The sequence below is a fragment of the Annamia dubia NIES-4383 genome, from assembly GCF_055394725.1.
In genome coordinates this window covers 3,464,892-3,491,329 of sequence record NZ_AP025630.1, presented here as the reverse complement: position 1 = coordinate 3,491,329, position 26,438 = coordinate 3,464,892, and the positions used below count along the sequence as shown (strand labels likewise).

28 protein-coding genes and 1 tRNA gene are annotated in these 26,438 nt (G+C 33.8%); 20 read left to right on the top strand and 9 right to left on the bottom strand.

Annotation, left to right across the window (positions count from 1 at the left end):
* Positions 1–24: 24 nt before the first annotated feature.
* The 4 genes from Anndu_RS15635 to Anndu_RS15620 form a co-directional block, all read right to left on the bottom strand.
* Positions 25–228, bottom strand: coding sequence for a phycobilisome linker polypeptide (locus Anndu_RS15635; protein ID WP_464102076.1), 204 nt, complete (start codon positions 226–228; stop codon positions 25–27).
* A gap of 232 nt (positions 229–460) precedes the next feature.
* A complete protein-coding gene (gene apcB, locus Anndu_RS15630) occupies positions 461–946 on the bottom strand; it encodes an allophycocyanin subunit beta (protein WP_464102075.1) in 486 nt (161 codons plus the stop codon).
* A 73-nt stretch (positions 947–1,019) separates the two neighbouring features.
* Positions 1,020–1,505, bottom strand: a complete 486-nt coding sequence (gene apcA / locus Anndu_RS15625) for an allophycocyanin subunit alpha (RefSeq protein ID WP_464102074.1) — start codon at positions 1,503–1,505, stop codon at positions 1,020–1,022.
* 565 nt (positions 1,506–2,070) lie between these two features.
* Positions 2,071–2,143, bottom strand: a tRNA-His gene (locus tag Anndu_RS15620).
* A gap of 56 nt (positions 2,144–2,199) precedes the next feature.
* Here Anndu_RS15620 and Anndu_RS15615 point away from each other — a divergent pair.
* The 11 genes from Anndu_RS15615 to Anndu_RS15565 all read left to right on the top strand — a co-directional run bounded on the left by Anndu_RS15615 (position 2,200) and on the right by Anndu_RS15565 (position 11,427).
* Entirely contained in the window at positions 2,200–2,592 is a 393-nt protein-coding gene (locus Anndu_RS15615) for a DUF4359 domain-containing protein (RefSeq protein ID WP_464102073.1), read from the top strand.
* A 98-nt stretch (positions 2,593–2,690) separates the two neighbouring features.
* Positions 2,691–4,052 (top strand): trigger factor, encoded by a 1,362-nt coding sequence (gene tig / locus Anndu_RS15610; protein ID WP_464102072.1) that lies wholly within the window; start codon positions 2,691–2,693, stop codon positions 4,050–4,052.
* Positions 4,053–4,243: 191 nt separating this feature from the next.
* Positions 4,244–4,948, top strand: a complete 705-nt coding sequence (clpP, locus tag Anndu_RS15605) for an ATP-dependent Clp endopeptidase proteolytic subunit ClpP (RefSeq protein WP_464102071.1) — start codon at positions 4,244–4,246, stop codon at positions 4,946–4,948.
* Between the two features lie 9 nt (positions 4,949–4,957).
* Positions 4,958–6,295, top strand: coding sequence for an ATP-dependent protease ATP-binding subunit ClpX (gene clpX / locus Anndu_RS15600; protein WP_464102070.1), 1,338 nt, complete (start codon positions 4,958–4,960; stop codon positions 6,293–6,295).
* Between the two features lie 155 nt (positions 6,296–6,450).
* The gene (locus Anndu_RS15595) at positions 6,451–6,645 is read left to right on the top strand and encodes a DUF3285 domain-containing protein (RefSeq protein WP_464102069.1); all 195 of its coding nucleotides are present in this window, start codon (positions 6,451–6,453) and stop codon (positions 6,643–6,645) included.
* Between the two features lie 34 nt (positions 6,646–6,679).
* Positions 6,680–7,255: an rRNA maturation RNase YbeY gene (ybeY, locus tag Anndu_RS15590; protein WP_464102068.1), complete on the top strand. Its 576-nt coding sequence runs from the start codon at positions 6,680–6,682 to the stop codon at positions 7,253–7,255.
* A gap of 68 nt (positions 7,256–7,323) precedes the next feature.
* Entirely contained in the window at positions 7,324–7,764 is a 441-nt protein-coding gene (locus Anndu_RS15585) for a diacylglycerol kinase family protein (protein WP_464102067.1), read from the top strand.
* A 33-nt stretch (positions 7,765–7,797) separates the two neighbouring features.
* On the top strand, positions 7,798–8,391 hold the full coding sequence (locus tag Anndu_RS15580; RefSeq protein WP_464102066.1) for an anthranilate synthase component II: 594 nt from the start codon (positions 7,798–7,800) through the stop codon (positions 8,389–8,391).
* 79 nt (positions 8,392–8,470) lie between these two features.
* Positions 8,471–9,307 carry an MBL fold metallo-hydrolase gene (locus tag Anndu_RS15575; RefSeq protein WP_464102065.1) on the top strand — a complete coding sequence of 279 codons (837 nt, stop codon included), beginning with the start codon at positions 8,471–8,473 and terminating at the stop codon, positions 9,305–9,307.
* A gap of 6 nt (positions 9,308–9,313) precedes the next feature.
* A complete protein-coding gene (locus Anndu_RS15570; RefSeq protein ID WP_464102064.1) occupies positions 9,314–10,042 on the top strand; it encodes an RNA methyltransferase in 729 nt (242 codons plus the stop codon).
* Between the two features lie 233 nt (positions 10,043–10,275).
* Positions 10,276–11,427 (top strand): SpoIID/LytB domain-containing protein, encoded by a 1,152-nt coding sequence (locus tag Anndu_RS15565; protein WP_464102063.1) that lies wholly within the window; start codon positions 10,276–10,278, stop codon positions 11,425–11,427.
* 84 nt (positions 11,428–11,511) lie between these two features.
* On the opposite strand, the gene Anndu_RS15560 is transcribed toward Anndu_RS15565, so the two are convergent.
* Entirely contained in the window at positions 11,512–12,180 is a 669-nt protein-coding gene (locus tag Anndu_RS15560) for a Fe2+-dependent dioxygenase (protein WP_464104125.1), read from the bottom strand.
* 168 nt (positions 12,181–12,348) lie between these two features.
* On the opposite strand from Anndu_RS15560, the gene Anndu_RS15555 reads away from it, so the two are divergent.
* Positions 12,349–12,495 (top strand): hypothetical protein, encoded by a 147-nt coding sequence (locus Anndu_RS15555; protein WP_464102062.1) that lies wholly within the window; start codon positions 12,349–12,351, stop codon positions 12,493–12,495.
* 56 nt (positions 12,496–12,551) lie between these two features.
* Complete coding sequence (locus tag Anndu_RS15550) at positions 12,552–12,794, top strand: hypothetical protein (protein ID WP_464102061.1); 243 nt, start codon at positions 12,552–12,554, stop codon at positions 12,792–12,794.
* A 93-nt stretch (positions 12,795–12,887) separates the two neighbouring features.
* On the opposite strand, the gene Anndu_RS15545 is transcribed toward Anndu_RS15550, so the two are convergent.
* Positions 12,888–13,670, bottom strand: a complete 783-nt coding sequence (locus Anndu_RS15545) for a phosphoadenylyl-sulfate reductase (protein WP_464102060.1) — start codon at positions 13,668–13,670, stop codon at positions 12,888–12,890.
* Positions 13,671–13,774: 104 nt separating this feature from the next.
* Positions 13,775–14,290: a crossover junction endodeoxyribonuclease RuvC gene (locus Anndu_RS15540; protein WP_464102059.1), complete on the bottom strand. Its 516-nt coding sequence runs from the start codon at positions 14,288–14,290 to the stop codon at positions 13,775–13,777.
* A 76-nt stretch (positions 14,291–14,366) separates the two neighbouring features.
* On the opposite strand from Anndu_RS15540, the gene Anndu_RS15535 reads away from it, so the two are divergent.
* The 5 genes from Anndu_RS15535 (at position 14,367) to Anndu_RS15515 (ending at position 20,865) form a co-directional block, all read left to right on the top strand.
* Positions 14,367–17,015, top strand: a complete 2,649-nt coding sequence (locus tag Anndu_RS15535; RefSeq protein ID WP_464102058.1) for a WG repeat-containing protein — start codon at positions 14,367–14,369, stop codon at positions 17,013–17,015.
* 75 nt (positions 17,016–17,090) lie between these two features.
* Positions 17,091–17,861: an HAD family hydrolase gene (locus Anndu_RS15530; RefSeq protein WP_464102057.1), complete on the top strand. Its 771-nt coding sequence runs from the start codon at positions 17,091–17,093 to the stop codon at positions 17,859–17,861.
* Positions 17,862–18,057: 196 nt separating this feature from the next.
* Complete coding sequence (locus tag Anndu_RS15525) at positions 18,058–18,798, top strand: DsbA family protein (protein WP_464102056.1); 741 nt, start codon at positions 18,058–18,060, stop codon at positions 18,796–18,798.
* A 94-nt stretch (positions 18,799–18,892) separates the two neighbouring features.
* Positions 18,893–19,036 carry a hypothetical protein gene (locus Anndu_RS15520; RefSeq protein WP_464102055.1) on the top strand — a complete coding sequence of 48 codons (144 nt, stop codon included), beginning with the start codon at positions 18,893–18,895 and terminating at the stop codon, positions 19,034–19,036.
* Between the two features lie 98 nt (positions 19,037–19,134).
* A complete protein-coding gene (locus Anndu_RS15515; protein WP_464102054.1) occupies positions 19,135–20,865 on the top strand; it encodes an ABC transporter substrate-binding protein in 1,731 nt (576 codons plus the stop codon).
* A gap of 53 nt (positions 20,866–20,918) precedes the next feature.
* On the opposite strand, the gene Anndu_RS15510 is transcribed toward Anndu_RS15515, so the two are convergent.
* Positions 20,919–22,082 (bottom strand): GuaB3 family IMP dehydrogenase-related protein, encoded by a 1,164-nt coding sequence (locus tag Anndu_RS15510; RefSeq protein WP_464102053.1) that lies wholly within the window; start codon positions 22,080–22,082, stop codon positions 20,919–20,921.
* 251 nt (positions 22,083–22,333) lie between these two features.
* Here Anndu_RS15510 and Anndu_RS15505 point away from each other — a divergent pair, with 251 nt between their 5' ends.
* Entirely contained in the window at positions 22,334–23,089 is a 756-nt protein-coding gene (locus Anndu_RS15505) for a sulfite exporter TauE/SafE family protein (RefSeq protein ID WP_464102052.1), read from the top strand.
* A 234-nt stretch (positions 23,090–23,323) separates the two neighbouring features.
* Here Anndu_RS15505 and gatB read toward each other — a convergent pair whose 3' ends face one another.
* Entirely contained in the window at positions 23,324–24,811 is a 1,488-nt protein-coding gene (gene gatB, locus Anndu_RS15500) for an Asp-tRNA(Asn)/Glu-tRNA(Gln) amidotransferase subunit GatB (RefSeq protein WP_464102051.1), read from the bottom strand.
* Positions 24,812–25,248: 437 nt separating this feature from the next.
* On the opposite strand from gatB, the gene bchI reads away from it, so the two are divergent.
* On the top strand, positions 25,249–26,319 hold the full coding sequence (bchI, locus tag Anndu_RS15495) for a magnesium chelatase ATPase subunit I (RefSeq protein WP_464102050.1): 1,071 nt from the start codon (positions 25,249–25,251) through the stop codon (positions 26,317–26,319).
* Positions 26,320–26,438 lie beyond the last annotated feature (119 nt).

Sequence of the window (26,438 nt, the reverse complement as noted above, 5' to 3'; positions counted from 1 at the left end):
ATTAACACTATAATTAACCAGAAATTATGCTAATCCGGTATTAGTATTAGGTCTTCCAGTAGCTAATTCTACTTTTAAAATAGTTCCGCCCATTTTTTGGATTCTTTGTTGCTCACGAAACCAACTATCATAAGGAACAAGTTTAGTGAAAAAAGTATTTTGTAACTCTCTTTGAGTCCGAATACTGGTTTGGCTTGGCATACAAGCGGTTACTTTAAACATTCTCATGGAATGAAGTTCTCCTAAATTTAGTTAAAAATTTTTTTCTTGAAATTTTTTGATCTATTTCTAAAACAACAAAGATCGGGAGTTCTTGAGTCAATACTAGCACGTCAAAACTGACCTTTAAGGATAAAGATGAAAGCTCTTAACCCACTAGCACTCACCCTAGACCTCCCGACCTCTATCTTTTAGACTGATGATAAATTTGGGAACTTAAGCCTTCTGTGTCTCAAAACACTTAGCTTAAGCCAGAGGAGATGTAATCGAAATAAACACCCATTTCTTTACCAGCATCAGCCCCGACGAGACTAGCAGTGACTTCTTTCATTGCTTGGATCGCTTGAACAGTAGAACTAATGGGAACACCTAAAGAATTATAGGTTTCTTTTAAACCATTAAGTACACGCTCATCAAGAATGGAAGGATCTCCAGCTAACATAGCGTAGGTTGCATAGCGTAAGTAGTAGTCTAAGTCACGAATACAAGCGGCGTAACGACGAGTGGTGTACATATTGCCACCAGGACGAGTTACATCAGAGTAAAGTAAAGATTTTGCTACCGCATCTTTAACAATAGTGGCCGCATTAGCACTGATTACACTAGCGGCACGAACTCTGAGAGTGCCAGTTTGATAATAAGCTTTAAGCTTATCAATAGCGGAAGAATCAAGGTATTTCCCTTGAACGTCAGCAGAATTAATAACGGAGGTAATTGCGTCTTGCATACTCTTTTTATTTCCTAAATTTGTTTGAACTTAATCTAAAAATGTGGGTAGCTTCAAATCCGATTTAATGATTTTATTGCAGACCACCAACAACATAGTCAAAGTAAGCACCAGCTTCAGCCGCATCATCCGCTGAAAGTAGGCTATTAGCAACATCTTTTAAGTCACGAACACCTTGAGCAACAGCACCAGTGTCAGTTCCTAAAGATTTGTACATTTCTTTAACACCGACTAAGCCAATTTCTTGAATAGGGGTAACATCTCCGGCTACAACACCGTAGGTTACAAGACGTAAATAATAGTCTAAGTCCCGTAAGCAAGTAGCAGTCATTTCTTCTCCATAAGCATTTCCGCCGGGAGATACGATGTCAGGTCGTCTTTGGAATAAACGATCTCCTGCTTGTTTAACAATACGTTCACGAGATTCGGTTAAAGTTTGAGCGATCCGTAAACGACTTTCTCCACTGGTGACGAATGCTTTGATTCTGTCTAATTCACCAGGGCTTAAATAGCGGGCTTCCGCATCTGCATTCACGATGGACTTCGTGACTATACTCATTGATGGATTCCTCCTGAATATGTGAAACCAGAATAGATGACTAGCATCTTTCTAAAATAATCATAATTGCTGATGGTCATTTTTTGCTCAAGAACTTCTTTAAATTCTCTTTGATCATCTCTTTTGATCATTTTGCCAATTAGTTTGCTGATTCGTCTTAATCTTTACTTCTAATTAGCCGCTTGTGTGATTTATGAGAAAAATCTTTTGAGTCTTTAATTTTTTTCTTGTCACAATTGTTCCGTATCGCAACGAACTTTAAGTTTATCCGATTTTTGATCCGAAATCAAATTTTGCACAGCAACCTGTTCGCAACTATTGTCAGATATTAAGTGCCTTTTTGCTTAAGTTTCTTAATATTTTTTAATATTTCTATTTATTTTGTTGCATTATACAGATATTTCTTGACAAATTAACTTAGTTGTGGTAAGAATTTGCCTTAATTTTTGTGATCCAGATTAAAGTTATTACTTAAAAATAACAACTTTTGTAGGGGTGAACTGCTGTTCACCCCTACAAATCTATATAATAATCAGATTAATTTAGTTTAATTATCTTTTTAAAGGGCGAATGATGGGACTCGAACCCACGAATGGTGGAACCACAATCCACTGCCTTAACCTCTTGGCTACACTCGCCTTGTTCAATGTTCTATAATATAACATAAAAATTTAATTTGATCTAGCCCCTAAACATGAAATTTTTAAAAATTAGTTTATTCGCCTTTGGTGTAAGCCTTTGCGGTGTTTGTGGAATTTTAATTTTTAGCAACCCTACCCCCCAAGAATATGAGGAATTTGCCGTTGAGGAAATCTCCAATTACTTAGATACCAAGGGTTGTAGCAAGTTAAAAACTCAGCAACCTTCTTTACAAAATCCTTGTCAAGGGATGTTAAAACTTTTTTTGGATGTGAGCAAAATTCAATTAAAACAATTAATTTCAAGCCAAACTCAACAACAGAATTTTTTATTATTTTCCCTTTATCGTACCAATTTAGAACTTCCAGCACCCTTACCTAGTTATGAAGTGGAGACGATCGCCATTTTAAAAAGATTTTATATCTATTCGGCCGATCAAACAAACTAAATCATTAAGTCAGCAATTACTGATTACTGATTACTGATTACTGTTATATGTTATCTTTGATTATTAGTGTTTATTTATAGTCTATAGAAAAAATATCTATGAAAGTTACACAGGACAAACTTCCTGAAAGTCAGATTAGCTTAGAAATCGAGATTCCCGCCGAAACCTCAAAGAAAACTTATGATAAAGTCGTTAATGACTTAATTCGCACAAGCAATATTCCGGGTTTTCGTAAAGGCAAAGTGCCACGCCCCATTTTAATTCAACGTATGGGTAAAGAGCGCATTAAGGCCGCTGTCTTAGAAGAATTGATCCAAGATAGCCTTCAAGAAGCGATCAAACAAGAAAACATTGAATCTTTAGGTAATCATAATCTAATCTCTAAATTTGAAGAATTATTAGAGAAATTTAACCCCGGAGATGTTTTAACTTTTTCAGCTTCGGTAGATGTACCGCCTACTGTTACTTTAGGTGATTATCAAAATTTAAGTATTAAAGCGGAAGAATATGTTTATCAAGAAGAAAAAGTAGATCAATTTCTCAAGGAAAAACAGGAAAAATTAGCAACTTTAATTCCGGTGGAAGATCGTCCTGCTAAAATCGGTGATGTAGCCGTGATTGATTATGCAGGTAGGTTTGCAGGAGAAACTGAAATTATCTCAGGGGTAGAAGGTAACGAATTTCAAATAGAATTAGTTGAAGGTCAGTTAGTAGCTGGAATGGTTGAGGGTATTGTCGAAATGACTTTAGATCAAACTAAGGAAATTACTGTTACTTTCCCTGAAGATTATGGCCGTCAAGATCTAGCGAGTAAAGAAGTAACTTTTACTATTACTTTAAAGGAATTAAAAGAGAAAGAATTACCCGAATTAGATGATGAATTTGCTCAAGAAATTAGTGAATTTGAAACTATTGGCCAGTTGAGAGAATCTTTAGAAACAAGATTTAAAGATCAAGCTCAAGAACAAACTAAAAATAGTATTCACTCAGTAATTATTGATGAATTAGTGAAACAAACTACTTTTGATCTTCCTCAGACTTTAATTCAAAATGAAATTAATAGTTTGTTGACGGAAAGTGCGCTCCAAATGCAACAAATGGGGATAGACGTTAATCGTTTATTTACCCCTGAAAATATCCCTCAAATGCGCGAAAGAAGTAAGCCCGAAGCGATCGAACGTTTAAAACAAAATCTTGTTTTAGAAGAAATTGCTAAACAAGAAGCGATCGAACCAACAGGGGAAGAAATCTCAGCGAAAATAAAAGAAATTCAAGAGAAATATCCCGATGAAAATTATGATGTAACTAGATTACAAAATTATCTTAAAGATGATCTTAAGAAGGAAAAAACTCTTGATTTTGTTCAATCAAAAGCAACAATTGAGTTAGTTCCAGAAGGAACTTTAAAAACTTCTGAACAAGAAGAAAATGAGGAACAAACCCAAGAAACTCAAGAATAAATCTCACTTTTCATAAAATCTGTCTAGGCAGGTTTTGTGTATCTAGCAACGGGTTAAAACCCGTTGCCAAAAAAAGAAAACCAACCACATGATAAATTTAGTCGCAAAATATTTAAAATTAAGTCATAATAATAAATAAGAATTTAAACTTATTTCCCTAAACGGTACATTTTACGATACAATCTATTCTTATGATTAAATCTGAAGCTTTTAATTACAATCTATTGAGTGAGCGTTCCTCGGATGTTCAATCCATCAGCAATCACATTAAACCAATTAATGGAATGCCGATGGTACTTGAACCCACTGGTTTTGGGGAAAGAGCGTTTGATATTTATTCTCGTTTATTGCGCGAAAGAATTATTTTTCTGGGAACGGCAATTGATGATAAAGTAGCTGATTCCATCGTAGCTCAATTACTTTATTTAGAATCAGAAGATCCCGAAAAAGACATTTCTATTTATATTAATTCTCCAGGTGGCTCAGTGTATGCAGGTTTAGCAATTTTTGACACCATGCAACAGATCAGCCCCGATGTGTCCACCATCTGTTTCGGTTTGGCCGCTAGTATGGGGGCATTTTTATTGTCGGCGGGGACAAAAGGCAAAAGAATGGCCTTACCCAGTTCTCGCATCATGATCCATCAACCTTTAGGCGGTGCGCAAGGTCAAGCGGTGGATATTGAGATCCAAGCTAAAGAAATTCTGTATATTAAAGAAAAATTAAATACCTATTTAGCTAATCATACCGGACAACCCTTTGATAAAATTGCGGCCGATACGGAGCGCGACTTTTTCATGTCTTCAAAAGAAGCTCAAGAATATGGTTTAATTGACCAGGTGATCTCCCGTGAGGGAATTTATCAACCTGAAATATCTATTTCTTCTATTGTTTAAGAGGCTATTATGGCGAAATATGACTCCCATTTAAAATGTTCATTCTGCGGTAAATCTCAAGAACAGGTACGCAAGTTAATTGCGGGGCCGGGAGTCTACATTTGTGATGAATGTGTAGAGTTATGTAATGAGATTTTAGATGAGGAACTGATGGAAAATTCCCATCAGTCTCAGCCCCGTTCAGGTAACAATCCTCAGAAAAAGCGTAATGTTTCTGAGCGTTTATCCTTAAGTCAAATCCCCAAACCGAGGGAATTGAAAAAGTATTTGGATGAACACGTCATTGGCCAAGATGATGCGAAAAAAATCCTCTCAGTGGCGGTGTATAACCATTATAAGCGTTTAAGTTTTGCTGAGTCTAACGATTATGATGATGAAGACGCAGTGGAACTACAAAAGGCGAATATTGTGTTAATTGGGCCAACGGGCTGTGGTAAAACTTTATTGGCTCAAACTTTAGCGAAAATTTTAGATGTGCCTTTTGCGGTGGCGGATGCTACCACTTTAACGGAGGCGGGATATGTGGGTGAAGATGTGGAAAATATCCTGTTGAGGCTGTTACAGGTGGCGGATCTGGATGTGGAAGAAGCACAAAGGGGTATTATTTACATTGATGAAATTGATAAAATTGCGCGTAAGAGTGAAAATCCTTCTATTACAAGGGATGTGTCTGGAGAGGGTGTACAACAGGCGTTATTAAAAATGTTAGAGGGTACGACTGCCAATGTACCGCCCCAAGGTGGGAGAAAACACCCCTATCAGGATTGTATTTCCATTGATACCCGTAATATTTTATTTATTTGTGGCGGTGCGTTTGTGGGTTTAGATAAGGTGATCGAGGAGCGCATCGGTAAGAAAAATAAGGTAATGGGCTTTGAACTTGAGCCGAAGGCGGATATTTACCAGTCTAAGGAAAAACGCACGGCGGAAATTCTCAAAAATCTTGAGCCTGATGATATGGTCAGATATGGCATGATCCCTGAGTTTGTGGGGCGTGTGCCTGTGATGGCGGCGTTAGAGCCTTTAGATGAGGAGGCGTTAATGTCCATTTTAACCCAACCTCGCAATGCTCTGGTTAAACAGTATCAAAAATTGTTAGGCATGGATAATGTGCAACTGGAGTTTACCACTGACGCTTTACGCGCGATCGCACAGGAAGCTTACCGCCGTAAAACGGGAGCAAGGGCATTAAGGGGTATTGTGGAGGAATTAATGTTAGAGGTAATGTATGAGTTACCTTCCCGTCAAGATGTGCGCCGTTGTTTAATTACTAAAGAAATGGTAGAGAAAAGATCAACGGCTGAATTATTATTACATCCCTCTTTAAGAGAACAAGAGTCAGCTTAATCAGTAAATTATAACAGATAAAGTAGAGACGTAAAATTTTACGTCTCTACATTGTTTTAAAAAAGCATTAAAATTGACAAAAAATGTGTTCTAATATTGAATTAATTGTTAAAATCAATAACTAAAATATTATTCAAGATTATAAAGTAACATTTATGAGCGAATCTCAAACGGAAACACCCAATCAAGAAAATAATCAAACTACTGAAACGCCGAAAGTTCAAGATAGCTATGTTAAACTAGCTATGCGTAATATGGTGAGAAAAAAAGGAACATCTTTAAAACATTTGTTTCTTACTGTGTCAGGGCTTCTGGCTTTTTTAATTGGCATATCTTATTTAACTCGTTAAATTAAATTAATTCAAATTTTACTTTTTTGACTTTATGGTTGTTTCAACTTCCGTTAATTTACCAGTAGAAATTTATCTTGAAGATCACTATTTTAATAATATTAGTCAAACGGAAATTATTGAGCCTAATTCTGGGCAAATTTGGCATAATTGGTTTAACATTTGGTTAAATTATTTACAAGATAATTTACCTTTAGCTTGTGGTTATGAACTTAGTTTAAGATTAACTAATGATCAAGAAATTCAAGCTTTAAATTATCAATATTTAGAGAAAAATTATCCCACTGATGTGTTAGCTTTTTCCGCTTTAGAATCGGAAAATCATCAAGATTTAACTGATTTATTAACAGATGAACCTTTATATTTAGGAGATTTAATTATTTCCGTTGATACTGCTAAAATTCAAGCCCAAAAGTATCAACATTCTTTAGAAATAGAATTAGCTTGGTTGGCTTCCCATGGCTTATTACATTTAATAGGTTGGGATCATCCTGATCAAGAAAGTTTATTTGAAATGTTACAATTACAAGCAAAATTATTAACTTTAATTGGGCTTGAACTTGGTGATTTATTGGCCAAAAGTTATCAAGAATACTCTAACCAGTATTAGGGATAATCTATTAATTATTAATTATCAATTATTCAAATATCAACTATTTTTTTATTTTAAAAATTTTAATGAAATCAGTTAATAATAATACTTCAAATCCAAACAAAATTAACCGTAATTTAGCTTGGAAAATCGCCCCTAATTTATTAGTTAGTTTTCAATATGCAGGGGCAGGAATTAAATATGCTTTTTTAACTCAGCGTAATTTTAAGATTCAAATTATGGCTGGAACTTTAGCAATTAGTTTGAGTCTTTTTCTCCATCTTAGTCATGTTGAAATCGCAATTATTCTAGTCATGAGTGCGGTGGTTTTAGCCTTAGAATTATTGAATACTGCCTTAGAATCTGTGGTAGATTTAACGGTTAAACAATCCTATCATGAATTAGCTAAAATTGCTAAAGATTGTGCGGCCGGTGCGGTTTTAGTTTCGGCTTTCATTTCTTTAGCTATCGCTAGTTTAATTTTATTTCCTCCTTTATGGAATTTAATTATAACTACGAATATTTGACAATATTTATTAATAGAAAAGGAGCATTTTATTTTGATTTTAGTTATTGATAATTATGATAGTTTTACCTATAATTTAGTTCAATATTTAGGTGAAATTGGCCACAATAATCCCCTTGCTAAAGATATTTTAGTTTATCGTAATGATAAAATTACTTTAGAAGAAATTAAACAATTAAAGCCTGATGGAATTGTCATTTCACCAGGCCCTGGAACGCCTGATGATGCGGGAATTTCTTTAGATTTAATTAAAAATTTAGGTCAAGAATTTCCCATTTTAGGTGTATGTTTAGGTCATCAAAGTATCGGTCAAGTTTTCGGGGGAAATATTGTTAGGGCTTCTGTTTTAATGCACGGTAAAACTTCTGAAGTTTATCACAATAATAAGGGCGTTTTTAAAGATTTACCTTCACCTTTTACTGCTACTCGTTATCATAGTTTAGTAATAGAAAAAGAGTCTATTCCTGATAGTTTAGAAGTGACTGCATGGGTTGAAGATGGTACAATTATGGGGGTACAACATAAGATTTATCCCCATATTCAAGGGGTACAATTTCATCCTGAAAGTATTTTAACCAATATGGGTAAAAATTTATTAACTAATTTTGTTTTATCAATTAGTAATTAGTCATTTGTTATTTGTTAACTATAAACTTCCCACTTCCCACTTTCCACTTCCCACTATTAAAGATCAATTATTTTATATTATGAAAAGAAGACAAGTTTTACAATACACAAGTACGGCAATTTTAACAGCGATCGCCACCAGTTTTACCTCAAATAAAACGCCTTTATTAGCACAAACAAATAATAATGGAGTGTTAATAGAATGGTTAGGTCATACCTGTTTTTTAATAACAGGAAATGGCTTAAAAATATTAATTAATCCCTTTCGTCCTTTAGGTTGTACCCAAAGATATAATGCCCCTAGACCTAACGCTGATTTAGTATTAATTAGTAGTCAATTATTAGATGAAGGAGCGGCGGAAAATTTACCCAATAGCCCAGAAATTTTATTTCAGCCCGGAGCTTATCAAATTAATAATTTAAACTTTGATGGAATCTTAATTCCCCATGAAAATGACCCCAATTATATTGATAATGGAATTGGTAAAAAATATATGCCAAATGTGGCTTGGATATGGACTCAAAGCAATTTAAAATTAGTTCATTTAGGGGGTGCAGGTGCTTCTATAGGTATTAATGAAAAAATCTTTATTAATAACCCTGATATTTTATTTATTCCCGTAGGAAGCCCTGAAGATAATGATAGTTATATGAAGGGTTATCAACCCCAACAGGCAATAGAAATTATTAAAGAAATACGTCCTAAAATTGTTTTTCCTACCCATTATAAAACCTCAGCCGCTAATGATAGTTGTCCCCTTTCTCCAGTTGATGAATTTTTAACTTTAGCTAGTCAAAATAATATTTCTAATCAAAGAATTAATAGCAATAGTTTAAGAATGATCAAAAATAATTTACCCAGTGAGGGAACATTTATTCGAGTTTTCAATGATAGTAATTTAATCACCAATACTTAATAACAAATGACTAAATTATCCCATATTAAAATAATTTTAGTAGAACCGGCCGGAGCTTTAAATATTGGCTCGGTAGCCCGTAGCATGAAAAATATGGGCTTAAATCAACTCAGTTTAGTTAAACCCCATTGTGATTATTTATCAGAAGACGCTCGTAAAATGGCGGTTCATGGAGTTGATATTTTAGAAAAAATACAGTGTTTTGAGAGTTTAACTTCTGCTTTAAAAGGTTGTCATAAGGCGATCGCCACTACCTCTCGAAACCGTAGTATTCCCCTGAAGTTAGAAACCCCCCAAAATGCCTTACCTTGGTTATTAGAAGATGATCAGCCCGTAGCCTTAATTTTTGGGACTGAAGATCGGGGCTTAAATAATGAAGAATTGAGTCATGCCCAAAGATTTGTGAGTATTCCTACTAGCTCAGAATACTCATCTTTAAATTTAGCCCAAGCGGTAACGGTTTGCGTTTATGAGTTATACCAACTTAGTTTAAATCATCAAAATTTTAATGATAATTTACCTTCAGAAAGATTAGCAGATCTTGAACAATTAGAAGGATATTATCAAAATTTAGAAAGTTTTTTATTAGAAATTGGTTATCTTTTTCCCCATACAGCCCATGCTAAAATGCAAAAATTTAGACGTTTATTTAATCGCAGTTATTTAACTAATGATGAAGTGGCAATGTTAAGGGGAATTTTACGTCAAGCACAATGGGCAATTAAAAATCAGTAATTAAGGATCACACTATTAACAGATCAAGTGCAATAAATTGAGCTAGAAATTGTATTTTCGTCTTAACAGTAAAAAAGTTAAACTTTTCGGGGAAAAATGGAACAATTTTCTCTATTTTCAATTCTCTACTTTCAGAAAGAATTTTTAATTTATTCATGTCTTAAGCTATCATTCCTTATGATAGCTTTATATTAAAATCAGGAACTTTGAATAATTTTAGGAAAAGATTGTCAATGAAATCAGAACGCTTCTCACATAAAAACTTGATCTCATCACTATTTAAACTCGTCCAACGTGCCGGATCTCTTTCTTTGTTATTCTGGTTATTGTCCATGACTACGGCTAATGCGGGAGTGGAAATGCGTGTAGCGATCAAAAGAAATGTTAATAATTTAATCGTTGGTAGCTCCACTCCCGCCGTTGTTAAAGATGGCTCAGGACGAGTTTTAGGTGAAATAACCGCTATGAATGGTTTTAATGCTCAAAAAAGCGCTAATCAAATTACAATCGGTAATTTAAGAGCTAGTTCTCTTTATATTGAGCCGAGGGATAATGGTTATATTTGGATCGCAGATCGCTGGTATCGTGGAGATACTAAATTAATTAATCAAGGTGGACAAATAACCGCCGTTAACTATGTGGACTTAGAAGAATATCTTTATAGTGTGGTAGGAGCGGAAGCCTATGCACAGTGGCCTCTTGAAGCTTTAAAAGCTCAAGCCGTGGCCGCTAGAACTTATGCTTTATATAAGCGATCGCAAAGTAATAATCCAAATTATGATGTGGATACTACCACCGCTACTCAAGTTTATAAAGGCTTAGATAGTGAATATACCTCAACGCTACAAGCGGTACAAGAAACCAATGCGCAGGTGATGACCTATAATGGACAAACGATCTTAGCGGTTTTCCATTCATCATCGGGAGGCCATACGGAAAATGTGGAAGATGTTTGGAGTAGTCGTTTACCCTATCTAAGGGGGGTGGTAGACTATGATCAAAGCTCACCTGTGTATCAATGGACAAAAAGTTTTAGTTCACAAGAATTAAGTGGTTTAATTGGAGGGGTAGGCAATATTACCTCAATGACACCGGAGCGCACTACTCCCCAAGGGCGGGTGATCACCATGAGAGTGACAGGCACAGGAGGCACAAAGCGGATCAGTGGGGAAAATTTACGCAAAGCTTTAAACTTAAAAAGTACCCTGATCTCGGTTTCATCCCTTGGTAATGGCTCATTTCAGATTTATGGGAAGGGTTTTGGCCATGGGATCGGTTTAAGTCAGTGGGGGGCGGAGTCTTTGGCACAACAAGGCCTTAATTATCAACAGATTTTAGGCCATTATTATAGTAATGCGAGTTTGTCTCAAATTGCGTCAAGATAAAGATAATTGATAACGGACAATGGATAATTGATAATTAAAAAAGTTATTGTCAACTGTCCATTGTCCACTGAATAATTACTAAATCTAAGACCAAAGACGGATTAAATTAGAGTGGGTTTTACAAAGTAAATCAAACTCGGTTGATTTTCCTTCTTTGGCAAAAATTGAACGTCTAACGGTATCAAGATCTAATAAAATTTCTCGATGAGAACTATCTTTAATCCAACTTTCAATCCAACCTACAGTGGCTAAACGCTCTCCACAAGTCACGGTTTCCACACGATGTAAGGTAGTTGAAGGGTAAATGATTAGCGATCGCTCATTTAACTTAAAATGTTTTTCCTCCTGTAATAATTCAATCACTAACTCCCCACCTTCATAATCATCAGGTGAATTGAGAAATAAAGTAAAGGAAATATCAGAACGATGTTTGGCACCACTTAAGCCCATTAAAGCATTATCCGTATGGGTTTGATAGGACATCCCTTGGGTGTAACGGCTGAAAAGTAGATTGTGAATGGTTTTTGGGTAACAGGCCAGATTAAATAACGTATTGCGATTGAAAGCTTGATGGATCACATCAGTTAAGGTTTGATAATAATTAACATTTTTATCTAGTTGGGTATTGTCTTTTACTTGTTTGGCGTACCATCCGGCCGTACTTTTGCCAGTGATAAAATCATTGAAATTAAGATGAGTGATAATAAAATCTAATTCATCTTTTGTCAAAAAATCATCGATCGTCAAAATCATAAAATGGTTAGAAAGTAGATTAATCAAGTACAATTACCTAGTCTATCCTAAAAATTAAGCCAATTTGCTTAAATAAGTTTTATAGATAGATCATTTTTGGAAAAAATGGTAAAGTATTGTTTAAATAAAAAATTAATTAAGATGTACTCTTAAAAAGGAATCAAAAAAATGTCCAATAAATCTATTGCACAAAAATTAATCGGTTTAGCTTTATTAGTTGGTTTAATCACTCCTTTAGCCGCTTGTAACCAAGGTGGTGGCGGTGGTGGAGAAACTCCTGCTCCTACTGAAACTACACCTGCACCTGGGAATTAAGATAGTTGTTTTAGACTAAACAATTTTTTACTAAAACAATAATTAACAATTTAAAGATGACAAAAAAATCTATTGTTCAAAAGTCTCTGGGTTTGGCTTTATTAGTGAGTTTAGTCGCTCCTTTGGGGGCTTGTAACAAAGGTGCTGAAACTCCCGCACCTGAAGCCACTACTCCTACTGAAACAACCGCACCCACTGAAACAACCGCACCAGCCCCTGAAGCTACCACCAGCCCCGAAGCTGAAGATAGCGAGGAAACTGAAGATGGGGATGAAGGTGGCGAAGGTGGAGAGAATTAATTATTAATTAAATTCTCATCATCAAAGCAAAAAAATGACATCTCGAAAGGGGATGTCATTTTTTTCAGGTCAAGATACAGTGGTTTTCAGAGGTTAAAGTGAGCTAGAATCTAAGCTTTGAGATTCTTCTGCACTTTGGGGCAGATGAAGGCCACATTCTTGTTTTAAGCCACGAAAACGGGTATCTCTTTCGTTTTCATCCGTGGCCATTAAGGGGCGACTGGAATGCCAGTCTCCCACCGTTACATAACCTAAATCAAAATAGGGATGATAGGGTAGCTGAAAATGACTTAAATAGTTATAAATATCTCTGGATGTCCAGTGTAAAATAGGATGAATTTTATAGCGATCATTCGTTTTAGTCACAAAATCTAAAGTTTTACGAAAATTGGTTTGATTACTGCGCAAACCTGCCAACCATGCGCTAGCATTTAATTCTTGTAAAGCCCGTTGCATCGGTTCAACTTTACGGATTTGATCATAAAGATTAAAGGCTTCTACATCATCTTTTTCCCAGAGTCTACCATAAAGGGCTTCCATTCGAGCCGCACTGATGGGAGATTGATAAATTTTTAAATTTAATTTTAAACGCTCAGTTAATTGTTGTGCAAATTTGTAGGTTTCGGCTGGTAAATATCCCGTATCAATCCAAATAATCGGTAAATCAGGAATAATTTGAGTGGCTAAATGTAACATCACCGCCGACTGAATACCGAAACTCGTACTCATCACCAAACCATCCCCAAAATAATCTTTAGCCCATTTTATAATATCTCTTGCCTGAGCTTGTTCAAATTCTTGATTAATTTGAATTAAGTTGAGTTGATTGTTTAACGGTGATGAATTTGAATGATAGTCTGTAATTCCTTGTTTCATGATCGGCAAAATAATGTTTTAGCAAAATAATTTCTGAGCATAAAAATTATAACATATAGTTTCAATAAATTGAAGTAATTGAGTTAACATAATTACCATAATAACTATTTAATATCATTTCTAAGACCACATAAACCTGCATAACCAATACCAATAGCATCAACACTATCATCAATGGGTAAATGTGATAAATTAAATAATTTTTCTAAGACATGGGCGACTTCATTTTTAGTAGCTTTGCCATTTCCTAAATGAGCTTTCCAACTAGACTGATGAAGTTGAAAAGGAATAATTTTAGCTTCACGATAACAAACTAAATTAATAATACCAACCGCTTGTAATACACCACCGGCCGCTTTAATTTGTCGGCCAAAAAATGGCATTTCTATCGCAATATGTTGGGGTTTAAATTCTTTAATTAGTTCTACTAAATCTGTTTCAATTTCTAATAGTCTTTCTGGGGTTGAAAGTTTTTTACTTGTTTCAATAATACCATAATCTATTAAAATAGGATTACTAGATTCATCACCTTTTAAAATTGCCCATCCTATGATCGCTAAACCCGGATCTATTCCTAACCAAATAGGTAAATTTTTATTTTTAACTTGATTTTTTTTCATTATTATTCATTGGTCATTAGTCATTTATTAAGTATCAGTTAATTGTCAATTATCTATTATCCATTATCAATTATTTATGAGTTATTGTTTAAATATCAATTGTACTCAAAGAGAGAATCAAGATCAAGCCGAAATTTGTCAAAATTGCGGAAGTAAACTATTATTAAAAAATCGCTATCGTAGTTTAAAAAAAATTGGTCAAGGTGGGTTTGGGCAAACATTTTTGGCTATAGATCAAGACTTACCTTCTCAACCTTTTTGTGTGATTAAACAATTAATTCCAATTAATGATCAGGTTAATTTAACTAAGGCTAAAGAATTATTTGATCAAGAAGGGTTACAATTAGATAAATTGGGTAAACATTCACAAATTCCTGAACTTTTGGCCTATTTTGAACAGGATCAACAATTGTATTTAATTCAAGAATATATCGAGGGAAAAAATTTAAAGCAAATTTTAAATAAAAATGGTAGTTTTGATGATTTTGAAATTATTTATTTACTTAAAGATTTACTCCCAGTGATTCAATTTATCCATGATCATTATGTGATTCATCGAGATATTAAACCCGAAAATATTATTAATTCAGTCAAAAGTATTAATCAAATTAAACTTAAAGAAAATACTGAAGAAATTAGGGCTTTAAATCAACATTTTTTAGTAGATTTTGGTGCGGCTAAATTGGCAAAAGGTACAGCTTTATTTAAAACTGGAACTATGATCGGCACACCTCAATATGTAGCACCTGAACAGAGTTTAGGTAAAGCAATTTTTAGTAGTGATTTATATAGTTTAGGGGTAAGTTGTTTACATTTATTAACTAATATTGAGCCATTTGAATTATTTGATATTAGTAGTCATCAATGGGCTTGGCAAGATTATTTAACCGCTCCCATTAATCAAGATTTAATTAAAATTTTAAATAAAATGATCGTAATGGGTACGCAATATCGTTATCAATCAGCTAATCAGATTTTAGCGGATTTAACTAATCTTAAATCTACGGTTTATATTATACCACCAAAACAAGTTAAAAGTCAAAAAAATAACTTCATTAATCATCAAAAAATAGCCTATCCTTTAAAAGAAATTCAACTAGGTAATAAATGGGGTTTTCAAGATAGTTTAGGGCAAGTAGTTACTATTACTTTATTTGATGAAGTTAAACCTTTTAAAGATAATTTTGCTCCGGTTAAAATTGGGAATCAATGGGGATTTATTAATTTAGAAGGTAAATTAGTAATTCCTCCAAAATTTGACAAGATTTTTCCTTTTAAAAGAGGCATGGCCAAGGTTAAAATTAATAATAAATATGGTTTTATTAATCAAGATAGACAAATTTTTATACCCGTTAATTTTGATGAAATTAAAGATTTTACGGAAAATTTAGCCCCCGTGAAAATTAATCAAAAATGGGGTTTTATTAACCTAAATGGTAAATTAATTATTCCTATTCAATTTGATGATGCCCTTAATTTTTCTGAAGGTTTAGCTGGTGTTAAAATTGGTGATCAATATGGTTATATTAATACACAGGGAATTTTAGTTATACCGCCTCAATTTTTCCTTGTTAAATCATTTTTAAATAAGATGGCATGGGTAGAGCAAAATAATCAGGTATTTTTTATTAATCCACAGGGCAAAACTATTGCTAAAATTAATCAAAAAACTATTAATTTTAGGGAAAAATTAGCGGTTATTAAAGTTAATCAACTTTACGGTTATCTTAATCAAAATTATGGTTTAATTATCATACCTCAATATCAAGAAGCTAGAAATTTTCACGAAAAATTAGCAGGGGTTAAAATCAATAATTTATGGGGTTTTATTAATCAAAAAAATCAAATTATAATTAAACCTCAATTTGAGGAAATTGGTAATTTTTCTGAAGGGAAAGCAAGAATCAAAATTAATAATTTATGGGGCTATATTGATCAAACGGGGAAAATAATTATTAATGCTCAATTTACGGAAACAAATGATTTTAAAAACGGGAAAACTTTGGTAAAATTAGAGCATAAATATTTTTATATTAATAGTCAAGGTGAAACTGTTAGTTTACAATTTGATCATATTATTCTAATTAAAGAAAATTTAGCGAAAGTAACCGTTAATAAACAAGTCGGTTATATTAATAATCAAGGTGAAATTATTAGTTTATTATTTGATGAAATTAGTGAATTTTCTGAAGGTTTGGCAAGGGTTAAACTTAATAATAAATATGGTTATCTTAATCAAGATGGGATAATAGTAATACCCCTTAATTTTGCTCAAGCAGGAAATTTTAAAGAAGGTTTAGCAAGGGTAAAAACTATTAAAAAATTTATTAATTTTTTACCTATTTTTAGTCAGTGGGGATACATTAATACTAAAGGAGAAATAATGATAAAACCTCAGTTTGATCATGTTTTAGATTTTGGGGAAGGTTTGGCGGGAATAAAGAGGGAAAATCAATGGGGTTTTATTAATAAAAAAGGTCAAATTATTATTAAACCACAATTTGAAGAAGTAGGTTTATTTTCTGAGGGGTTAGCTTATGTTAAAATCAATAAAAAATACGGCTATATTAATCAAAAAGGAAAAATAGTTATTGAGCCTCAATTTGATCAAGTAGAAAATTTTAAAAAAGGTCAAGCTAGGGTTAAAATTAATAAATGGTTAGCTAAAATTCCTTTTACTAAAACATGGCAAATTATTGATCAATCTGGTAAGATTATTAATTGATAAATTACAATTGATAATTTATAATAGATCATTAATTATATTTAAAATCTATTGATTCAAATAAATAAAAATATTATGATAAAACCGAAAATTTTAGCGTTAGATTTTGATGGAGTAATTTGTAATGGCCTAGAGGAATATTTCCAAAGTAGTCAAAAATGTTATCAAAAAATTTGGTCAGAAATTCCCGATCAAAAATTAAGAGAATATTTTTATCAACTACGCCCAGTAATTGAATATGGTTGGGAAATGCCTGTTTTATTGAGGGCTTTAATTTTAAATTATTCTCCTCTTGAAATATTGGATCATTGGTTAATAATTAGGGATAAAATTGTTAAATTAGAAAACATAAATCCTCAAAATTTAATTAAAATTTTAGATCAAGTTAGGGATGAATGGACTAATCATAATTTAGATGATTGGTTATCTATTCAAACGTCATATCAAGGAATAGTTGAAACATTACAAAATATTTTAAATTCTGAAATATTATTATATATTATTTCAACGAAAGAAGGAAGATTTATTAAACAGATTTTAGCAAAATTTAAGCTTAAATTAAAAGACAAATATTTAATTGGAAAAGAATGTAAAAGACCAAAATCTGAAACATTAAGATTAATAATTGAAGAAGAAAACATTGATCCGGCTGAAATTTATTTTATTGAAGATCGTTTAGATACCTTAGAATTAATTGAAAAACAAGAAGATTTAGAAAAAGTTTCTTTATTTTTAGCTGATTGGGGTTATAATACAGAATCAATGAGAAATTTTGCTAAAAATCATCACAGAATAAAGCTTTTATCTTTGGCTGAGTTTTGTCAAGATTTTGCTTTTATTTCTTAATTTATTGTTAATATTAGTCGGTAGGCATAATTAAAAGAAAGATGGGTAAGATCCCTCCTAAATTAATTAATAGTTAATTTTAATACTTAATTATAGTTACCGAATTTACAAATAACCAATAACAAATAATATGAATAAATTGCTAAAATCAATTAATATTGTCTTCTCACGTTCGGGAAAAAAAATAATTAAACTTATGGGGATACTTTTAATTACTTTTTCGTTTTTTAGTTGTTCTTTTTTATCAAAAGCTGATACCCAAACTGCCGTTGAAATAGATCAAAATTTAGAAGCTCAAGTATTACAAATTATTAGAAATAATCCACAAGTTATCTTAGAATCGGTACAAGCTTATCAGGAAAGACAAGAACAAGAACAAGAACAAAAAAGACAATCTTTATTAGATCAAATGAAAAATGATCCCCAATCTTTGATCAAAGATTCACCAGTTTTAGGTTCATCTTCTGCTAAATTAGTAATGTTTGAATTTTCCGATTTTCAATGTCCCTATTGTGCAAGAGCGGCCGTTACTCTTAAACAATTTATGGATAAACATAGCAGTGAAATTCGTTTAGTTTATAAACATTTACCCTTAACTCAAATACATCCTAATGCCACTCCTGCGGCTAAAGCAAGTTGGGCGGCGATGAAACAAGGAAAATTGTGGGAATATAATGATGCTTTATTTGCTAATCAAAATAGATTAGGTGAAGATTTATATACAGAAATTGCCCAATCTTTAAACTTAAATTTAGAGCGATTTAATAATGATAGAAATTCAAATAATGCCCAATCAGCAATTGATCAAGATGTTCAACTTGCCAGTCAATTAGAATTATCAGGAACTCCCACTTTTGTATTAAATGGTGAGTTATTTTCTGGGGCTTTAAGTTTAGAAGATTTTGAAGCAAAATTAACTCAAGCTCAACAAAAATAAGTAATACTGGTTTCTTGAATTTTTCAAAAAAATACTTGTATTACCGCAATAATTTATTATACTTAATCAAGTCACAAATCTTATTTTTTATATTATGGATAGAGGAAAATTTGTCGCAATTATTACCGGAGCAATTTCAATTATTATTGCCGTAGCCTATTTAATTTTAGTCGCCCTTTTAGACTCAAGAGGTCAAATGATTCCCGCTCCTGTAGTGGAACTTATTTTTAAATTTTAATGGTTAATTTCCAATAACCATTAATAAATAAACAATCACAAATGATCAATGACAAATAACTAATTTATTAAAATTTATTAAAAGTTTTAATTATTAAAATGTTTCGTTTAATTTTAATTATCTTAATTTGTATTCAAAGCTTTATTTTATCAGGTTGTAGCTCATTAATTAATCAAAATAATGGGCAAACAAATAATCAAATTGTTACCAGTGTAATTGGTGATCCGAAAACATTTAATGCTCTTTTATCAAAAGAATCACCTAATATTTTTGGGTTAACTTATGAAGGTTTAGTTTCCAAAAATTCAATCACTGGAAAAACTGAGCCAAGATTAGCTAAAAGTTGGGAAATTTCAGATAATGGTTTAGAAATTTTATTCACTTTAAGAGATAATTTAAAATGGTCTGATGGTCAACCTTTAACCGTAGATGATGTGGTATTTACCTATAATAATTTGGTTTTTAATGAGGAAATTCCCTCTAATGTTAGGGATTATTTTAGAATAGGAAAAGAAGGAAAATTTCCCATTGTTCAAAAAGTGAATGAACAACAGGTAAAATTTACAATTTCTGAGCCTTTTGCTCCTTTTTTAGATAGTACCCAACAGGCAATTTTACCTAAACATATTTTAGAGAAAACATTAGTCAAAGATAGTAAAGGAAAACTTAAATTTTTATCAACTTGGGGAATAGATACACCCCCAGATCAATTAGTAGTTAACGGGGCTTATAAACTAGAAAGTTATAGTACAGGACAAAGAGTTATTTATCAGAAAAATCCCTATTATTGGCAAAAAGATCAACAGGGAAATCAACTTCCTTATATTGATCGAATTATCTGGCAAATTGTGGAAAATACGGAAACTTCTTTATTACAATTTCGCTCTGGTAGTTTAGATGGAATTGGTATTACTCCTGAATATTTTTCTTTATTAAAAAAAGAATCCCAACGGGGTAATTTTACCATTTATAATGGAGGCCCATCTTACGGAACTCAATTTATTGCTTTTAATTTAAACACAGGAAAAAGGGACGGAAAACCATTAGTTGAACCTTATAAATCCCGTTGGTTTAATAATGTTAATTTTAGAAAAGCTGTGGCTTATGGGATCGATCGGCAAAGGATGATTAATAATATTTTTAGGGGCTTAGGTTCGCCTCAACTTTCTCCGGTTTCGGTGCAATCTCCCTATTTTAATCAAAAGATTAAAGGTTATGAATATAATCCAGAAAAAGCAAAAGAATTATTATTAAAATCGGGTTTTTCCTATACTCAAACAGGGCAATTAATTGATGATCAAGGTAATGAAGTTAGTTTTAATTTAATTACTAATGCAGGTAATAGAATTAGAGAAGCAATGGGTTCACAAATTAAAGAAGATTTAAGTAAAATTGGGATTAAAATTAATTTTACGCCCATTGATTTTAATTTATTAGTAGAAAAACTTGATAATACTTTAGATTGGGAATGTTTTTTACTTGGTTTAACAGGTGATAATGAACCCCACTCCCCTAATATTTGGTTTACCGATGGGGAACTTCATATGTTTAATCAAAGGAAAAAAGACTTAAGCGATCGTCAAATTGCTGACTGGGAAAAAGCAATTGAAAAGCTACAAATAGAAGGGGCAAGGGAATTAAATCAAACAAAAAGAAAAGAAATATATGATCAATTTCAAGAAATTGTTAATGAACAATTGCCTTTTATTTATTTAGTTAATCCCTATTCTTTATATGCGGCCAGAAATAAAATTGAAGGGATACAATATTCTGCTTTAGAGGGTGCTTTTTGGAATATTGAAAAATTAAAAATTATTATTAATAAATAAGTAAAATCAAAAGTCGGGGATTTATTCAATCTCCGACTTTTACTGGTAAGTGTTTATTTACCCATACCCAACTGTTGAGCTTTTTGATAAACTTTACCTTCCGTTAACAGAGAGGGAGCGATCACCACTTCAATATTTTGCATTTCTTTTAAGTTTTTCGCTCCTAATGTTCCCATACTGGTTTTTAAAGCCCCCAATAGATTATGTGTACCATCATCTAATTTTGCCGGGCCTCGTAAAATTTCTTGGATCGTGCCAGTTGTACCCACGTTAATGCGTGTTCCCCTTGGCAAAACAGGGCTAGGAGTAGCCATACCCCAATGAAAACCTCGGCCAGGAGCTTCCGCCGCTCTGGCTATGGGTGAGCCGATCATCACCGCATCTGCACCACAGGCGATCGATTTACAAATATCTCCCCCCGTGATGATCCCACCATCGGCCACAATTGGAACATATTTACCAGTTTCCTTGTGAAAATCATCACGCGCGGCGGCACAGTCAGCGATCGCAGTGGGTTGGGGTACACCTACACCCAGAACACCTCTGGAAGTACAGGCCGCACCTGGCCCGATCCCCACTAAAACAGCGGCCGCACCGGCCTTCATCAGATTATAGGCCACATCGTAGGTAACACAATTACCTAAAATAACAGGCATGGGCATCTCTTGACATAATTTAACTAGATCAAGAGGAGTAATACCTTCAGGAGAAAGGTGATCAGTGGAAACTACCGTAGCTTGAATGAATAATAAATCAGCTTGAGCCTCAGCTACCACCGCTCCATATCTAACCGCCCCAAGGGGAGTTAAACTAACGGCCGCAATGCCTCCCTGTTCTTTAATTTCCCAGATCCGCTTTTTGATTAACTCAGGTTTAATTGGCTCGGCGTAAAGTTCCTGCATTAAACCCACAAATTCAGATTTTCCCACAGAAGCAATCCGATCTAAGATGGGATTGGGATCTTCATAACGAGTTTGAATACCCTCTAAATTTAACACCCCGATCGCGCCCAAGTTTGACAGTAAAGTAGCCATTTTCACATCTACCACCCCATCCATCGCACTAGCTAGAATAGGTATTTCCCGACTAATACCGCCGATCGTCCAAGTTGTATCAGCTAGATCAGGATCTAAAGTACGTCCGCCCGGAACTAAGGCGATCTCATCAATACCATAAGCTCGACGAGCTTTTTTTCCACGTCCAATAATAATATCCACTTTAAATTTACTCTTTTGTCTAAAAGTTATTAGGATAGACTATCAAATTTTGTTACTTATTCGCTATCCTATCCTGTAATTATTTTCAAAAATCAAAAATTTTTCAGATGATTTCATTAAGGCTAAAGCCTTATGCTACAGAAACAAAGCCTGTCTGCACAGGCTGTGTTTTAGTCTGCGCACGCAGACTTTGTTTATATAGCCTAACCCTTTAGGGTTTAGGCTTCACTATATTCCTATTCCCTCAATTAATGACTATTAATCAATTAATTCTTTTAATCTTGATCTTTGCTATTACCAGTTTTATCGGTGTGGTGACGGGCAGTAATTCTTTAATTACTGTTCCCATGATGCTTGAGTTTAATATTAAACCGGCCGAGGCCATCGCCACTAATATGTTCGCCTTAATTTTTATGAGTATCGGCGCAACAATTCCCTTTTTAAAAGGAGATACTTATAAAAGAGCAGATTTACCCTTTTTATCAATTTTAACAGTAATTGGCTCAATTTTTGGGGCATTGTTAGTAATAATTATTCCATCTCAAACCATGCCTTTATTAATTTCTATCGCCATGATCGCCATTACAATTTTTAGCGTTTTTAATAGTAAAAAAGGCCTTGAAAAAAAGGAAAAACCATCAGCGATCGCCAAAAAAATTGGTTATTTATTAACATTTTTATTAGGTATTTATGGAGGATTTTTTAGTGGAGGTTATGTCACCACTTTAACCGCATCTTATATCGGCTTTTTTAATATGACCTTTTTAGAAGCAGTGGCCATTACTAAACTATTAAATATTTTTTCATCTTTAATCGCTACCTTAATTTTTATGAGTCAAGGATTAGTAGATTATAGCTTAGGAATAATATTAGGAATTACCATGTTTTTTAGTGCCATGTTAGGGGCAAAATTTGCCATCAAATTAAGTAATCTTTGGTTAAGAAGAATTTTTTTAGTAACAGTAATTATCCTAGCAATTAGAAATATATTACAATGGTTAAATTAGATTATGATTCAGTCAAATTTTCCACTTTTAAAATTTTAATTCCTAGCATTATTAACCCATTATCACCCGATCAAGAATCACAAAAAAACAAAATAGAGGAGTTACCCATTGCAACTCCCCCAATCATCAGGGTGCATCTACTTAACATTAAGTTAGCACATAGTGGTGGGGGGTGTCACCCCCCATTGATGTTTTTTTTGTAAATTTTTGTAACAATTTCTCAGATTTACCCTGTTAACTATCTAATTTTTTGCTAACTAACTGATTGGTTAATTTCGGATCTGCCCTGCCTGAAGTCTTTTTCATCACCTGCCCCACAAAGAAGCCCTTAAGATTAGTTTTTCCACTCTTATACTTTTCAACTTCACTGGGGTGACTGGCAATAATTTGATCAATGATTTTTTCTAGTTCACCTGTATCAGAAATTTGGGTCATGCCCTTACTTTCCACTAATTTTTTCGGCGATCCCCCTTTCTCCAATAACTCAGGTAAAATTTCCTTGGCGATTTTTCCGCTAATCGTGCCTTTTTCAATTAATTCAATTAATTCGGCTAAATTGTCAGGATTTAATAACAAATCTTTAATTTCTAAATTATTATTATTAAGATAGGCGGCCAAGTCTTGTGTAATCCAGTTAGCGGCTAATTTAATATTAACATTGTGGGCGATCACTCCCTCAAAATATTCAGCCACAGCCCGATCATCGCTTAAAACCCTTGCATCATAAGCGGATAAACTTAATTCTTCCTCGTAACGGTGACGTTTTCGGGCGGGAAGTTCAGGAATATCAGGTTTAAGAGCCTCTAGTTTTGCCTCATTAACCTCCATTGGGGGTAAATCGGGTTCAGGGAAATAACGATAGTCGCTGGATCCCTCTTTCGATCGCATACTAACGGTTTGTTGACTGCCTTCTTCCCAAAGACGAGTTTCTTGAATAATTTTTTCCCCGTTTTCGATCGCCTCGATTTGACGTTCAATTTCATAATCAATCGCTTTTTGAATGGCACTAAAAGAGTTCATATTCTTAATTTCTACCTTTGTACCAAATTCTTTTTGACCAACGGGACGCACGGAAATATTCACATCACAACGCAAAGAGCCTTCCTGCATATTCCCATCACCCACGCCTAAATATCTCACAATCCGGCGTAATTCCTGAGCATATTCTGAGGCTTCTTGACCCGTTCTGATGTCCGGTTCTGAGACAATTTCTAATAAAGGAATGCCCGTGCGGTTAAAATCCACATTGGAATGGGTAGAACCTGCAAGGCGATCGCTTCCACCATGAACTAATTTTCCCGCATCTTCCTCAATATGTAAACGAGTAATACCGATTTTTTTCTGATAAGATTTTTGAGTTTTCGGATTAATAACCTCAATTTCTAATGAACCATGTTCAACAATTGGTAAATCATACTGAGAAATTTGATAGTTTTTCGGTAAATCAGGATAAAAATATTGTTTACGATCAAACTTACTATAGGAGGCGATTTTCGCATCAAGAGCCAACCCCATTTTAATGGCACTATTTAAAACTTCTTGATTTAAAACGGGTAAAACCCCCGGATAGCCCAGACAGACGGGGCAAACATTAGTATTGGGGGGGCTATCAAAAGAAGTGGAACAGTTACAGAAAATTTTACTTTTAGTATTAAGTTGACAGTGAGTTTCCAAGCCGATCACGGCTTCATACTTAGTTTTTATAGGTGTTGCAGTTGTCATAGATTATATTTTTTAAACTTACAATAATCATCTATTGTAACTGTATTGATCGCTAAATAAATCATTTCATCAGGCTAAAGCCTTCTGGTACACAAACAAAGCCTGTCTTCACAGGCTTGATCTAAGTCTGCGAAAGCAGACTTAGTTTAGATAGCCGAACCCTTTAGGGTTTAGGCGTTTTATTTTTCTAAAGATTATTTGTAGGTGGGCATTACCCACCCTACTTTTGCCTTAAAAATAGTTAAAATTGATCAATTCTTAGTAAGAATCAGAGCAGGTTAAAAATAACAATTAATTATTAATTATCCATGATTAATTAACAATTATTGACTGTCAATTATCCATTATCCATTATTAATTATCAATAGATCAATTCTGGGCGGTTTATGAGACAATAAAAGACGTTCTTTAAAATTGAAAGATTAAATTAAATTTTTATGACAGCTACTTTAACCGCACCTAATACCCGCCGTCTCGTTTTTCCTTTTACGGCGATCGTAGGGCAGGAAGAAATGAAACTCGCCCTTTTATTAAATGTGATTGATCCTAAGATCGGCGGTGTGATGATCATGGGCGATCGAGGTACGGGAAAATCAACTACCATCAGGGCTTTAGCCGATTTATTACCGGAGATTGATGTGGTAGAGGGAGATCCCTTTAATAGCTCCCCTAACGATCCCGATCTGATGGGCGATCAAGTTAAAGAAAAAGTTGAACAAAATCTGCCTCTGAATATTGTCAAAAAGAAAGTACAAATGATCGATCTTCCCTTAGGAGCTACAGAGGATCGGGTTTGCGGTACGATTGATATTGAAAAAGCACTTTCTGAGGGTGTGAAGGCTTTTGAGGCTGGTTTATTAGCTAAAGCTAACCGAGGCATTTTATATGTAGATGAGGTTAACCTACTTGATGATCACCTTGTGGATGTCTTATTAGACTCGGCCGCCAGTGGTTGGAATACGGTGGAAAGGGAAGGTATCTCGATCCGTCACCCTGCCCGTTTTGTCTTAGTGGGATCGGGCAACCCAGAAGAAGGAGAATTACGTCCTCAATTACTAGATCGTTTCGGAATGCACGCTGAAATCCGTACAGTTAAAGAGCCTGATTTAAGAGTGCAAATTGTAGAACAAAGAGCAGAATTTGACCAAAATCCTCCAGTTTTTTGCTCACAACATCAGGCTCAACAAGATGAATTACAAAATAAATTAGTTCAAGCTCAAAATTTATTACCTCAGACTACTATTGATTATGAATTGAGAGTTAAAATTTCCGAAGTTTGTTCAGAGTTAAATGTAGATGGATTGAGAGGAGATATTGTAACTAACCGTGCGGCCAAGGCGATCGCCGCCTATGAAGGGCGCACCGAGGTAACAGTAGATGATATTCGTAGGGTAATGACTTTATGTTTACGTCACCGTTTGCGTAAAGATCCCTTAGAATCAATAGACTCAGGTTATAAAGTGGAAAAAACTTTTAACCGTGTTTTTGGCTTAGAAGTTGCAGGTTAAAGCCTTAACCCCTTGCCCCTCTCCCACAAGGAGAAGGGGATTTTTAATAAAACATTTTTTTTCTATTGTAAAATTAAAAATCAAGATATCCTCACAAGATCAAAAGAAAAAACCTTTTA